Here is a 13,036-nt window from a genome sequence, read left to right as displayed (position 1 = left end):
CCGCGTGTAATCAGCCAGTGCTGTATAGTTATATATCAAGCATCGTGCCATATAAATAAATATCTTATATTTCAATGGTTTGCGGTTGTGTTTAATGATGTGAGTCAATAGTAATAACGGTTATTTGCAATTTACTGTCTGCGGTTGGCGACTGGTTTTGGTTGATATGTAAAATATGCTTACATATCAATAGCTTAAAATGTTGCTGTCTTGAGACGGAGCTATTCTGTTCGATTGTAATGAACAAAAATCTCTGTCTGATTAAAGCGGCTCAGATCTTAGTGCTTCAGGTCAATGACCTGGCTGAATAAAATCAGGCCAAAAAAAACAGGCCGAAGGCCTGTCAAAGAGAGATAAGAGCGGTTGGGATTTACTGACTCCAGGGCTCTTTTAAGATGAAGTTGTTTACAGGGAAGCGGTACGCTTACCCAGAGCACGCATGCACATGCTGTAATTAGACGAACTGTACAGCGGACCAAACGCAGGCACTTTGCTTTTGATCGAATCTTTGACAAAAGCAAAAGCATTCAGAATCAGTTCGGCCTGTACTTCGGCGCGAAGCGAAGTTGCGTTGTGGAATACTTCGTAGTGTCCTGGAACCCGTTGCATTTTTTTACCTGTCTGTACTATACAAGATTCAAGCCTGGATCATGTCAGCGCTTCAATCCGCTGCAGGTTGAATATCATCGTTTTTCAATTTGGGCATGCCTGAGGGCACGCGATTTGATAAAGGGATTTTAGACTTTAGTCGCAACTGGGAAAAGTGACCAATTCTCAGTTGATAGGTTAGTTTTATTCACCTTTATGCTCTAGTACCCAACTTGGGTAGTCGCTCGGTGTCATCGCTCGTCAGGCTGCCGCTATTATACTTATTAGAGCCCGTACAGCGCTTGATAAGCGTATAGGTTTGAATTCGGAATGAATGACCGTTGTCTGTTTATTTCTAAATAAGTGTAGTTTCATCCGAGGGCGTTTTATGGCTAAAATTCTGGCTTTTTCAGGCAGTACAAGAGCAGGTTCTTTTAACCAGCGGTTGTTGGATATAGCCGTCGCCGGAGCCAGAGAGTCTGGTGTCGAGGTTACTGAGATTAACCTTAATGATTTTCCGATGCCGATCTATAATCAGGATCTGGAGTTCAGCGAAGGATTACCTGAATCAGCGGCTGAGCTGAAGCAATTGATGCTGGATCATAAGGGCTTGCTGATAGCCTCACCGGAATATAATGGCTTCCCATCGGCACTACTAAAGAACACCCTGGATTGGGTGTCGCGTCCACAAGCGAGCCATGAGCCGCCGCTGTTTGCTTTTCGCGGCAAAATAGCCGCTGTAATGGCTGCTTCACAGGATCAGGGCGGAGGCGTTCAGGGACTGGTTTCATTGCGTATATTACTGCAGAACCTGGGCGTAATGGTGGTGCCAGACCAGGTTACTTTAGCGAAGGCCGGCGATGCTTTCCGTGAAGACGGCAGATTGCATAACCATGATTTAAAGCAGATCATCGAGGGGCTGGGTAGTGAGTTGGCTGATGTGCTGAATAAAATGATCGTTCGATTTGATTGAAGTACTTTTAGCCGATATACCAAAGCAGGTCCTATCGAACCGATATAGCGGGTCAGCCGTTAGCCGATTTAACAGGTAGTTCAGATTTTACAGGTAGTTCAGATGCTTAACTATTCAGTAGCCAGTGAACGAAACCAGGAGGTTATTCTGGCTATTTTGCGTCAGCTGCTGCGGGTTGATGAACAGGTTCTGGAGATCGGCAGTGGATCGGGTCAGCACAGTATTCACTTTTGTCGGGCCCTGCCGGATATCACCTGGAATCCCAGTGAGTTAGAGAATAACCTGGTTGCTCTTGCAGCCAATCTGAAGCAGGCTGGAATCGCTAATATCAATAGGCCACTGGCGCTGGATGTTAGCTGGTCCCACTGGCCTGTGACAGATCTGTCGGCTGTTTATACTGCGAATACGCTACATATTGTGTCCTGGCAGCAGGTTGAGGCGCTTTTCGAAGGCGTTGGGCGCTGTCTTAAGTCTCAGGGTTTGCTGATCATATACGGGCCTTTTCGCTACGCCGGTCAATTTACGACCCCCAGCAACGCCGAGTTTGATCGTTGGCTGAGGCTGCAGGATAGTGCCAGTGGAATACGGGATTTTGAAGCGGTTCAACGCTTGGCTGAGCGTCAGGGCTTAGTATTGTTGGCGGACCATGCAATGCCCGCCAATAATCAGTTATTGGTTTGGGAGCGAGTGGGAGATATATAGCAAAAAAACCGCTGAACGCGGTTTTTTGATTACAGATTCAGCCTGTTCTGAGCGCTGTTAAGTGGTTACCACATCAGGTCGTCAGGGATCTGGAAGTCGGCATAAGGATCTTCCGGATCGATCTCCTCTTTCTGCTGCAGACTGATAATCACTTCAGGGCGACGTTCATTAATTTTATCAGCGATGCCTGTCGGGATTACCTTATAGCTCTGGTCCAGCGCAGCGATGGCGAGATTGCCTCTGGCCAGCTGGTCTTGCAGAGTTTTGTCCAGATAGAGTTTTTTGATCGCCGTGCCATCGACAAAGTTATATTCCACATCGCCATCGCGGGGGATATCGATCATGTTCTGGTTGATCATCTGGCGAACTGAAGCATCGATTGAGCGTCGGGTCAGCTCGTCTTCGCGTTCGCGATTAAGGGCTTTGTCCCGCTCCAGCTTTTCTGCTTTTGCCTGGGCAATAGCCTGTTCCCGTTCCAGCTGATCCTGGTCTTTATACTCTTCGCCTTTTTTGACGGTTTTAGCTTTTTTAGCTTTCTTGCGTTTGTCTGCTTTAGCTTTGTTAGCTTGCTTTTTATTTGCCAAGCCAGCATTGAGAAGTTGATCTTGTAGAGAGCCTGCCATTCGCGGATACCATTCAGTGTTAAACCCGTGTGAACTATACCTTATTTTTTAGACTAGTCACTATTACAGTGATCGCAGGTTGATTTTGACAGAACTCGACTAAGGTCGACTAATTCGGTAGTTAAAAATTGATCTGATACACAACGTGAGTAGAAACTGTATAAAAAGAAAGTGATTGTCTTGATAATCTTAAGATTAAACAGTAAAAAGTTTGATCGGTTTAGAGATTATTGTTGGTTTCTTTGTGTGATTTCAGTCGAATTACATAGGTTGCTAATGCCATTCAGAGTCGGGATCTGGTTGAGATTATGGCCAGCGGTTCTCGGTAGTCTCTATGCTGAAACGGTACGGCCCTTCGTCAGCCTGAGCTGTGCGAGTGGAAGAAATCAAAAATAAGAATTGAGGATGTTATGTCTGATCAAGTAGTTAGCGGTGTTGTTAAGTGGTTTAACGATGAAAAAGGCTATGGCTTTATTGAACGTGAAGGTGGAGCCGATGTGTTTGTTCACTATCGCTCAGTCAATGGCACGGGGCGTCGTACTTTGACAGAAGGGCAGCAGGTATCTTTCGAGGTTACCCAGGGCCAGAAAGGTCTGCAGGCTGAAAACGTAACTGTGACCGCTTAAGTTTTTACTGCTGACAGCACCATAAGGTGCTGTCAGCGATTTATTCTGCGACATTGTTTCTCAGTGCTTATATATCGGCACTCATTCCCCAGTAAATATTTCCTCAGTACTTATTTCCTAGGTACCATATTTATCATTGGCTATTTTGTTTCACTTATCCATTTAAGCAAGTGTGTCACCTTATCTGTTATAGAAGTTATCGTTTTTCCAGTTGTATCTGACTATACGGCTGTTGTCTAATACCCCCGAATACAACTAACTGGCCAACACGACTGAAATGAAAATTGCTGTTTATTGTGGCGCGTCTTCTGGTCGCCCCGATGCCGCCTATGCACAACAAGCTTCCCGATTGGGTCTTTCGATGGCGGAGCAGGGGATTGAACTGGTGTATGGTGGTGCCGGTGTCGGCCTGATGGGAATAATCGCCAATGCTGTTCTGACAGCCGGTGGTAAAGTGACCGGTGTAATGCCGGCGGTGCTGATTGAGAAAGAACAGGCTCATGCCGGCCTGACCGAGCTGATCAGGGTTGATGATATACATCAGCGTAAAGCTAAGATGATGGATCTGGCTGACGCTTTCGTCGCTCTGCCCGGCGGCACGGGCACTCTTGAAGAGCTGTTTGAGGTCTGGGCATGGCGGCAGATCGGTATCCATCGCAAGCCTTTTGGTCTGCTGAATACGGATGGATACTATGACCATCTGTTAAGGTTTCTCGATCATGCCACGGAGCAATCTTTTGTCCGCCCGGAGTATCGGCGGTTTTTAGTGGCGGCGACGGAGCCAGAACTGCTGTTGTCTGAATTGATCAATGCTGTTTAAAAGATCTGTATAGTTGCGGATTATATTGTCGATCTTGTTATTGTTATCGACCTCAAGGGCTGATCGGTATCGTCTTGCTATGATTATAAAATGATTGATCAGGCAATATTGATCCGTCATTAAAGAATTAGAGATACGGAGTACTAATGCAAATGATGCCGGCTGGAATTCCAGCACTAAGAATGGTCGCTATGCCTTCAGATACAAACTCTGACGGGGATATCTTTGGCGGCTGGACGATGTCACTGATGGATATGGCCAGTGCTACCTTCGCCTCTCAGGAGGTTAAAGGACGGGTTGTGACCGTGGCAGTGGATGCGATGACTTTCCATAGGCCGATAAATGTAGGCGATGACGTAAGCTGTTTTTGCCACGTTAAGCATTATGGAACTACATCGCTGGTGGTGCACGTGGAAACCTGGGTGCAGCGGCACCATAGTGAGCTGGTAGAGAAAGTAACCGAGGGAGCTTTTACCTTTGTTGCGATTGACGCTGATGGCAAACCAAGGCCTATACTGGCGCCTGCTTAAAATACTTTGTGGTAAAAAAAACGCGGCGCAGCTTTAAAGCTGGCCGCGTTAAATCAGAGGGGAAGCTGGTTACCTGTTACTGCTTAATACCTTCTACATGCAACGTCATGTAGACGGTTTCAGATGCCGGTCCAAGATTTTTAGTGATACCGAAATCTTTCATCTTGAATTCAGTGGTACCGGTGAAGCCTGCGCGGTAGCCACCCCACGGATCTTTGCCTTCACCAATTTTAGATACTGCCAGCTCAACCGGTTTAGTCACGCCGTGCAGGGTCAGCTCACCACTGAGCGTTGCGCCGCCATTACCGTTTGGTTTAAAGCCTGTGCTTTTGAAGGATGCTGACGGGTATTTCGCAACATCCAGGAAATCGTCACTGCGGATATGCTTATCACGCTCTGCATGATTTGTGCTAACGCTGGCAGGGTCAATGTTAATGCTTACTGTTGACGCTTCAGGTTTGCTTTCATCGTAACTGAACTGTCCGTCAAACTGATCAAAACGTCCTTCCAGCCAGCTGTAGCCAAGATGGCTGACTTTGAAGTTGATAGAGGCGTGGGCACCCTTAGTATCAACAATATAATCTGCAGCCATAGCCGATGTGGAAAGGGTAGCTCCTGCCAGTACTGCTCCGGCAATCAGTGATTTCAGTTTCATTGGTTAGACTCCTTTGGCATGCCGAGCATGCGAATTAAAGTATGATCTTTATTGATAAAGTGGTGTTTGAATGCTGCCAGGGCGTGTAGCCCCGAGAGTACTATCAGCGCCGTGGTGGTCCAGTAGTGAATCAGACCGGCGATATCTTCTTGTTGCTCAATGACTGCTGGCAGAGCGGGTATCGAAAACCAATTGAATACCTCGATCGCGCGGCCGTCAGCGGTTGAAATCATATAGCCTGAGATCAGCGCAACCAGCATTAGTAGATAGAGCAGAAAATGTGCCGCTTTAGTGGCTAGCACGAGCGTTACTGGTTGGGGTAACGGCTTTGGGTGGGCGCTGACTATCCGCCACAGTAGTCGTAGTAATAGTAATGCCAGCAAAATCAGTCCGATACTCTTATGCCAGTGCGGGACTGTTTTGTAAGCGGCATCGTAATAATCAAGCGTGTCGATGTAGAGCCCAAGCGGATACATACCGATAATAATCAGCGCCATGCTCCAGTGGATGATCATCGAGCCCAGGCCGTAGCGGTGAGGCTCGTTTCTGACGGGTATTGCCATAAATATTCCGAAAATTCTTTAGCTTACAATCAGTCTCAATATGAAACGGTTCGATTTAAGAGTATGTGTGTGACACTAGCAAGAGTTAATAGTTCTCAATAGCATCACAACAGATTGTCTCCAAAAAGTCGACAATCACTGCTGCCAGCGTTTGGCTGCTACAGCGACCCGTGCGCCCAGGGCTTCGGCTGTATCACGATCCGTTTGTGGTGGCGTAACTTCGGCACCTTCATCGGCATTGCTCTGGGCCATCGCACCGAGGTAGCTGCCGATTCGATTGAGATCTTCCGGGCTGCCCTGGCTGCTGTTATTGCCCGGCATCAGACCGAGGCTGACCCAGTTCATACTTTGTTGAGCGGCATAAACTGAAAGTTGAATCAGGGTGTTTAGTTTGTCTCCGCTATGGCTGGCTGAGTTGGTAAAGCCCGCTGCCAGCTTGTCTTTCCAGCCCTGTTCCATCCAGACTTTGGAGCTGGCATCCATGAATGCTTTAAACTGAGCACTGACACTGCCCATATAAGTAGGGCTGCCAAAGATAATCGCATCGGCCTGTGCCAGTACATCCCAGTCAAGGTTTTCCAGATCTGTTACGGAGATGGTTTGTGCCACCCCTCCAGCGTTCTCTACACCTGCAGCAACTGCCTGAGCCAGGACTTCGGTATGGCCGTAACCGCTGTGATATACCACTGCTACTTTCACTTGTTCTGTCATCTGAACTTTCCTCTGATGTCTGTTTTTTCCCTGTTTTAAAAGTGCCACAACTCAACTTTGAGTAGCGCTGCAGGGGGGGGGCTGGATAGGGCTAATATAATGGGGCATACTTGATTCATCTAATGAATGATTGTGATTTTGATTATGCGTGAGGTGAATTTAAGGTCGGTGGATCTGAATCTGCTGGTGGTATTGCAACAGCTGTTAGAAACCCGACACGTTACCCGGGCGTCTGAAATGCTGCATATGAGTCAGCCTGCGGTAAGTCGTGCGTTACAGCGGCTACGGGCGACATTCGATGATCCATTACTGGTGCGCACCACGCAGGGCTACGATCTTAGCGCCAGGGCAGAAGAGTTGTTGCCCCGGTTGCAGAAGCTTTTAGCAGGGCTGACAAAGCTTATTGCCGAGCCGGAGTTTAATCCAGCTGAGGCGGAGGATGTTGTACGGGTATACGGCCTTGACCTGGAAGTTGCCTGTTTTGTCTCGCCGCTAATTCAGGTTTTGCGCCGGGAAGCTCCGAAAATGCGGCTGGAGGTCAGAACCGAACCGCGAGATCATTTTGAATTGCTGGAGCGGGGGGATGTACATTTTTGTTTAACCGGGATGTCGCCGAAAACTGCAGAGGATCAATATCGCCGGTTGCTGGTTTCTCAAACGAGCTCGGTTTGTGTGATGTCTGCGGATCACCCACTGGCTGATTCAGAGCTGACTCTGGAGGATTATCTGACAGCCAGTCATGGCCTGGTTTCCATTACCGGACACGGGCCTGGATTCGTTGATGATCGGTTGGCTGCGCTTGGCAAGAAACGCCATCTTGCACTGCGGCTGTCGAATTTCATGACTGTTCCTGATTTTTGTGAAAATACTGATCTGTTGTTTGTCTTGCCTGAGGTGGTTGCTCAGCGGGTCTCACTGGGACGGGGTATTGTTTTGAAGCCTGTGCCGGTGGAGCTCCGTTCTTCAGGGATTAATTTCTACCTTTACTGGCATGAACGTTACCACCGGGATCCGATGTGTATCTGGATCAGGCAGAAAATAATGCAGCATCTGCAGCTGCAGTAGGTTCCGCGTTCCGTTTGTTGAGTCGCTTGTTGCGTCCTAAGTAGTGCTACCAAAGCAGTAAGCGAAAGCCCGGATGGTGGCATAGCCGCTCATTCCGCTTCCCCGTCATTATTGATGTCAGGGTCGTCGGAGTATTCTATGAAGTTCAATCTTGCCGTTTTATGCCGCAATAGCTTTACCTGCCTGCTAATATTTACTTTTTTCTGCTGTCTTCTGCTCAGTATTAATTCAAATGCCGCACTGACACAGCAGGGGGAGACGGTCGCCCGGGCTATCTTCCCCAAGCTGACCCGTATCGGTGAGATGCAGCCCAATCCGGATGTGACTCCGGTCTATCAGCTGGATCAGTTGCTAGGTTATGTTTTCGAGACCAACGATCTGACCGATCTGCCTGGTTTTTCTGGCGAGCGTATTAATTTGTTAGTCGGGCTTGATGTTCAGGGCGCGTTTGCCGGTCTGCAGGTACTTAACCACCATGAGCCGATCTTTATGCACGGTCTGGGCGAAGGGCCGATGCATCAGTTTGTCGATCAGTATCGGGGTCGTTCGGTAACCGATCGGATTATTATCGATAGCCGCTATGTCGGTAGCGAAGAGAATAATGGCACTGTATATATCGATGGTGTCACTAAAGCGACGGTATCTGTTTTGGTTATCAACGATACGGTACAGGCCTCGGCGATGGCGGTCGCCCGGGCGAAGCTGGAAGGTTTTGCCCAGAGTGCTCCGGCGATTGCCCGTACCGGCCTGATGAATGACTATAGCTGGGAGCAGCTGTTGCAGCAGGGGTTGGTAAAGCGCTGGTTGCTGTCGTCCTCCGATCTGAATAACAATTTGCCGCAGGATATCAGTCTCTATTCGGACCCGGAGCTGGAGCAAGCGATAGAAACTGAGTCATTCAGTGATCTGTATTATGCTTATCTGAACGTTCCGAGCATCGGCAGAAACCTGCTGGGTGATGCTGAGTTTGAGCGTCTGATGGCAGTGCTGAGGCCTGGGGAACATGCGTTGTTAGTTGCCGCTGACGAAGGATACTCATTTGTCGGACCTGAGTTTCGCCGGGGCACAGTGCCCAGTCGGCTGGGGTTACAACAAAATGGCTTGCCTATCGATATCCGGGATCTTGATTTTGTTGATGATGCAGAATCATTTATGCCTGGGCAAGGAGTAAGCTTACCCCGTTTTCATATTTTCCGGGTCAAAGCCCTGTCCGGCTTCGATCCATCGCAAGCGATGTCTCTGCAACTGAACCTTGATCTGGTACGTAATCACCTGATACAGGACAAGGTCAGCTTTAGTGACAGTTACGATCTCCCTGCACAGTACTTCGAAAAACCTGAGCAGTCAGAAATAGCTGCCCCCCAGCCGCTTTGGCAGCGGTTGTGGCAGGGGCGATGGCTGGAAATTGTTCTGCTGAGTCTGTTGCTGGTTGTGGTCACACTGGTGTTTGTATATCAGCATCGACTCAGTGCCCGGGCTGTACTGTTTTCGCGTCTGCGCTGGAGTCTGATTCTGATAACGTTGCTGTTTGTTGGATTTTATTCTCAGGGCCAACTCTCAGTGGTGAATATCTATACCCTTATGCTGGCTCTGTTAAACGGGTTTGATATTGAAGTTTTCCTGCTTGATCCGGTTATCTTTATTCTCTGGAGCTATGTCTTCGTCACATTGTTCCTGTGGGGGCGGGGAGTGTTCTGTGGCTGGCTCTGCCCGTTTGGTGTGATGCAGGAAATACTATCGAAAGTGGCAGGAATTACTGGCATTAAACAGTTGAAGCTGTCACCACTGCGGCACCGCATATTGCAAAAGATGAAGTACATTGTTTTAGCTGGGTTACTTGTGACAGCGTATTTTTCCCTGAGCCTGGCTGAGCAGCTGGCGGAAGTGGAACCCTTTAAGACCGCTGTGACACTGGCGTTTGTTCGGAGTTGGCCGTTTGTGCTTTATGCTATCGGTCTTTTAATCGCCGGATTGTTCGTGCATAAGTTCTTTTGCCGTTATTTGTGCCCGTTAGGGGCCGGGCTGGCGATTCTGGGGCGCTTTAGTCTGTTTCGCTGGTTAGATCGCAGAAAGGAGTGCGGCTCGCCCTGTCAGCTGTGCAAAGTGCGCTGCGGGATAGATTCAATCAACCGGGATGGCTCAATCGATTACGATGAGTGTATACAGTGTATGGAATGTATCGTGATTCTGAATAACCCGGATAGTTGTGCCATCGAGATGTCGCAACGGAAGAAACAGCTTAAGAAGCAGCAGCGGGAGACAGGGCACAGGTTGAATGTAACTATGGTTGATTGAACCTGATCTTAAAAAGAGGGGCTTGAAAGGTGGGGTTTTAAAGCACCCTGGCGGCTCTTTACTGCCCATCGCTCAGTCAAAAGTTCAGCTCAGCTCCATCAGTGTTTTTCAATCGACCGAAAATAGGCTTTCAATTCGCTTTCGGAGGGCTGTCTTTGAAACGCCAGTTGGCCATCGACAATGATATTGGGTGAGTGGCGAATGTTAAGAGCTGAAACCAGTTCAGGGTGCTCTTCGATGTATTCGACTTCGTACTGAATACCCAGATCCTGAAATTCATGTTCAATGTTTGGCAGGTTGAAGTCGGTTTTAGTGACCAGTAATTGCACTTTCATGGCATCTCCTCCTGCGTAGGAACTATTCATACCTTCTTAGTTTAGTTCAGCCTAAGCCAAGTTTGATGCCAAGTAAGACCATGCCGGCACCAATCACTCGTTCAAGGCTCTGCTTTATCTGGTTTAGTTTACGTTGCACGCCAGATTGGCTCAGCAACAGGACAATAATACTGAGCCAGCTGAACTCTATTATCACAGGAGTGATGGCATACAGAGTCTTTATCCCCCAGCTATCGATCTCTTGCATCACATGGCTGAAGATGGCGATGAACATAATCAGTACCTTGGGGTTAAACAGGCTGACCATCATGCCTGCAATGAAAGGGCTACCGTGCCCACTATTGCCCTCTTCAGTGCCACTCTGAAAAGGCTTGGTAAGAATGTAGGTCAGGCCCATATAGACCAGATAGGCGCTACCCAGCCAGCGGATCGCAGTATAAAGGGTTGGGTTTTCTGAGATCAGTGCTGCCAGGCCAACAATTGATAAGATCACATGAATGCTAAGTGCGAATGCCAGACCGAGAGCGGTGATAAAACCCGCGCGCCTTGAGCCTTGCAGCGTGTTACGCAGAATAATAGCGGTATTAGCGCCCGGTACCAGTGCGCCCGCTAGCATTATACCTGCAAAAATCAGCCACTCAGCCATCTGTCTATCCCGTTGAAGTAGTGCAAAGAGGGTTAGTGTATGGTCAGAGGGGCAATGCTGCTAATTCTGTTTTTACATATGGGTCATAAATAAAACTGATGGCCTTGGTGTTTTTGGCGGTGGCCTAAGCGTTGTTACGGTAGTTATGCAGTGTCTTGAGCATGCGTTCGCGCAGATAGCGGTGAGCGGGGTCGGTTTGCAGGCGTTGATGCCAGATAAGATAGTATTGGCTGGGCGGTACTTCGAGCGGTTGTGGCAGGGCTTTGGTTTTCAGGCCATATTGGACTTGAAGTTGCAGGGCGATGTGGCTGGGCAGTGTCAGCAGGTAATCAGAGCGGGCGGTAATAGCCAGTGCCGAATGGATAAATGGCACAGTGACTTTTAACTGGCGCTGCCGGTTTATTTTCGCCAAAGCCTCGTCGACTGCCCGGATTTTGTCGCCGCCAGCGCTGATGCCGATATGATCTGCATTGACGTAATCATCTAATGATAGGGTTTGGTTTGCCAGCGGGTGATTGTTATTTAGCAGGCAGCTATAGCCATCTTCACCCAGCTGCTTACCATAGATATCATCGGGCACCTGATCCAGGATGCAGGCTGCAAGATCAAGCCTGCCCTGACGCAAACTGTCGATCATACCGGGGTGCCAGAGGTGGAAGTGCAGACTAAGTCCGGGGGCATCATGCTGCAGATCCGCCAGTAACGGGGGGATCAGGTTGTGGGTTATAAAGTCGGTGGTGGCGATATTGAATTCGCCGATAAAACCAGCCGGTTCAAATTCGCTTGGCACCAGCAGGCTCTCAAGCTGATTCAGCATCGGCGGTAGCTGCTGCCAGAGTGCTTCGCCCCTTGGTGTCAGGTGCATTTCGTTGCCGACCCGGACCATCAGCTGATCACCGAATATGCCGCGTAACTGGCCAAGGTTTCTGCTCATGGCGGGTTGAGTTATATGCTGCGCAGTGGCGGCAGCGGTTACGCTTCGGCTGCGTAGCAGGTGATACAGCGAGATAAGCAGGTTGAGGTTGATCCGGGACAGTTCCATTACTGCAGCATATCAATATTGTTTATAACCTGAAAGGCGTGTGAAGCAGAGTATAGGCTGCCGGTTGTATGGTTTACTTTTCGCGGTCAGGGAATATCTTGGATAAACGTCTATCTTAAGTAGATATCATCTGAATCGAACAAGGATCCTGATATGCGCTGTGCTGGCAGCTTGCTTATTCTGACATTGACTATGCTGTTCTCCGGTTGTGCTTCCACAACATCTTTTTCTTACGCCGATATCGATTACAGCGGCAAGGATGGTTGTCAGCCGTTTAATATTGGCCACCGCCTGGGTGGCGACCTGCCGGGTAATACTGATAACAGTCTGCAGGCTATGATCGCTGTTGCTCCGCTACAGGATCAACCCTGCTTTAAATACTGGGAGTTTGACGTCGGACAGACTGAAGATAGCCTGATGTTATGGCATGACCTGCGAATTGGGGAAACGCTGTTGATGAATCTTAGTAGCGACCGGTTGCCGGGTTACGCACCTTCGCTGCAGCAGTTCGAGGATTCCTTCCATTGGCTCAGGGTTATCCGGCCGGTGGTGATTGATCTTAAATTGATTACGGACCAGCGACGCTGGCCAAGGTTACGCCAGCTGGCACGTAATATTCGGGACCAGCACGATGTGCCTGTCTGGTTCATTACTGAAACAGCCTTTGTTGAGGTGTATACCGATCTGTGTGACATGCTTAAGGGGGAGTTTGATATTCGGTTATACGGCGGTAAAGGAGATTTTTGTGAGGTGGTTAAGGCCTATCATGGGTTAAAAGAAAAACAATCTTCAAAAGATACCTGAATGAGTCTTAAGGGCCTGTTAGAAACGTCAGGCGATTAAGAATCCTTTTAAGATGATT

General features: G+C 48.7%; 16 protein-coding genes. 8 read left to right on the top strand and 8 right to left on the bottom strand.

Annotation, left to right across the window (positions count from 1 at the left end):
* Window positions 1–405 precede the first annotated feature (405 nt).
* Complete coding sequence (locus ACQUQM_RS10480; protein WP_432474442.1) at window positions 406–609, bottom strand: hypothetical protein; 204 nt, start codon at window positions 607–609, stop codon at window positions 406–408.
* A gap of 367 nt (window positions 610–976) precedes the next feature.
* Here ACQUQM_RS10480 and ACQUQM_RS10475 point away from each other — a divergent pair, with 367 nt between their 5' ends.
* Together ACQUQM_RS10475 and ACQUQM_RS10470 are read left to right on the top strand one after the other, a co-directional pair.
* Complete coding sequence (locus ACQUQM_RS10475) at window positions 977–1,561, top strand: NADPH-dependent FMN reductase (protein ID WP_432474440.1); 585 nt, start codon at window positions 977–979, stop codon at window positions 1,559–1,561.
* A 102-nt stretch (window positions 1,562–1,663) separates the two neighbouring features.
* The gene (locus tag ACQUQM_RS10470; protein ID WP_432474438.1) at window positions 1,664–2,263 is read left to right on the top strand and encodes a DUF938 domain-containing protein; all 600 of its coding nucleotides are present in this window, start codon (window positions 1,664–1,666) and stop codon (window positions 2,261–2,263) included.
* A 65-nt stretch (window positions 2,264–2,328) separates the two neighbouring features.
* Here the strand turns inward: ACQUQM_RS10470 and ACQUQM_RS10465 are convergent, their stop codons facing one another.
* Complete coding sequence (locus tag ACQUQM_RS10465) at window positions 2,329–2,886, bottom strand: DUF2058 domain-containing protein (protein WP_432474437.1); 558 nt, start codon at window positions 2,884–2,886, stop codon at window positions 2,329–2,331.
* Between the two features lie 410 nt (window positions 2,887–3,296).
* On the opposite strand from ACQUQM_RS10465, the gene ACQUQM_RS10460 reads away from it, so the two are divergent.
* From ACQUQM_RS10460 to ACQUQM_RS10450, 3 genes are all read left to right on the top strand, one after another.
* Window positions 3,297–3,512 carry a cold-shock protein gene (locus ACQUQM_RS10460; protein ID WP_432474436.1) on the top strand — a complete coding sequence of 72 codons (216 nt, stop codon included), beginning with the start codon at window positions 3,297–3,299 and terminating at the stop codon, window positions 3,510–3,512.
* A gap of 277 nt (window positions 3,513–3,789) precedes the next feature.
* Complete coding sequence (locus ACQUQM_RS10455) at window positions 3,790–4,332, top strand: TIGR00730 family Rossman fold protein (protein ID WP_432474435.1); 543 nt, start codon at window positions 3,790–3,792, stop codon at window positions 4,330–4,332.
* 146 nt (window positions 4,333–4,478) lie between these two features.
* Window positions 4,479–4,862: an acyl-CoA thioesterase gene (locus ACQUQM_RS10450; protein ID WP_432474434.1), complete on the top strand. Its 384-nt coding sequence runs from the start codon at window positions 4,479–4,481 to the stop codon at window positions 4,860–4,862.
* Between the two features lie 76 nt (window positions 4,863–4,938).
* On the opposite strand, the gene ACQUQM_RS10445 is transcribed toward ACQUQM_RS10450, so the two are convergent.
* The 3 genes from ACQUQM_RS10445 to ACQUQM_RS10435 all read right to left on the bottom strand — a co-directional run bounded on the left by ACQUQM_RS10445 (window position 4,939) and on the right by ACQUQM_RS10435 (window position 6,791).
* A complete protein-coding gene (locus ACQUQM_RS10445; protein ID WP_432474433.1) occupies window positions 4,939–5,517 on the bottom strand; it encodes a YceI family protein in 579 nt (192 codons plus the stop codon).
* A complete protein-coding gene (locus tag ACQUQM_RS10440) occupies window positions 5,514–6,080 on the bottom strand; it encodes a cytochrome b (protein WP_432474432.1) in 567 nt (188 codons plus the stop codon). Before ACQUQM_RS10440 ends, ACQUQM_RS10445 begins: the two co-directional genes overlap by 4 nt.
* A 135-nt stretch (window positions 6,081–6,215) precedes the next feature.
* A complete protein-coding gene (locus ACQUQM_RS10435) occupies window positions 6,216–6,791 on the bottom strand; it encodes a flavodoxin family protein (protein WP_432474431.1) in 576 nt (191 codons plus the stop codon).
* A 168-nt stretch (window positions 6,792–6,959) separates the two neighbouring features.
* Between ACQUQM_RS10435 and ACQUQM_RS10430 the strand changes: the two genes are divergently transcribed.
* Window positions 6,960–7,856 (top strand): LysR family transcriptional regulator, encoded by an 897-nt coding sequence (locus tag ACQUQM_RS10430; protein WP_432474430.1) that lies wholly within the window; start codon window positions 6,960–6,962, stop codon window positions 7,854–7,856.
* A gap of 138 nt (window positions 7,857–7,994) precedes the next feature.
* Window positions 7,995–10,151, top strand: a complete 2,157-nt coding sequence (locus tag ACQUQM_RS10425) for a 4Fe-4S binding protein (RefSeq protein ID WP_432474429.1) — start codon at window positions 7,995–7,997, stop codon at window positions 10,149–10,151.
* Between the two features lie 98 nt (window positions 10,152–10,249).
* On the opposite strand, the gene ACQUQM_RS10420 is transcribed toward ACQUQM_RS10425, so the two are convergent.
* The 3 genes from ACQUQM_RS10420 to ACQUQM_RS10410 form a co-directional block, all read right to left on the bottom strand.
* On the bottom strand, window positions 10,250–10,486 hold the full coding sequence (locus ACQUQM_RS10420) for a hypothetical protein (protein ID WP_432474428.1): 237 nt from the start codon (window positions 10,484–10,486) through the stop codon (window positions 10,250–10,252).
* A 46-nt stretch (window positions 10,487–10,532) separates the two neighbouring features.
* Window positions 10,533–11,132, bottom strand: a complete 600-nt coding sequence (locus tag ACQUQM_RS10415; RefSeq protein WP_432474427.1) for a LysE family translocator — start codon at window positions 11,130–11,132, stop codon at window positions 10,533–10,535.
* 124 nt (window positions 11,133–11,256) lie between these two features.
* Window positions 11,257–12,174 (bottom strand): LysR family transcriptional regulator, encoded by a 918-nt coding sequence (locus tag ACQUQM_RS10410; RefSeq protein ID WP_432474426.1) that lies wholly within the window; start codon window positions 12,172–12,174, stop codon window positions 11,257–11,259.
* A gap of 153 nt (window positions 12,175–12,327) precedes the next feature.
* Here ACQUQM_RS10410 and ACQUQM_RS10405 point away from each other — a divergent pair, with 153 nt between their 5' ends.
* On the top strand, window positions 12,328–12,978 hold the full coding sequence (locus tag ACQUQM_RS10405) for a hypothetical protein (protein ID WP_432474425.1): 651 nt from the start codon (window positions 12,328–12,330) through the stop codon (window positions 12,976–12,978).
* Window positions 12,979–13,036 lie beyond the last annotated feature (58 nt).

Source organism: Amphritea sp. HPY (assembly GCF_050870985.1).
Taxonomy (GTDB): domain Bacteria; phylum Pseudomonadota; class Gammaproteobacteria; order Pseudomonadales; family Balneatricaceae; genus Amphritea.
The sequence above is the reverse complement of the archived record's forward strand: the minus strand, read 5'-3'. Positions and strand labels throughout refer to the sequence as shown.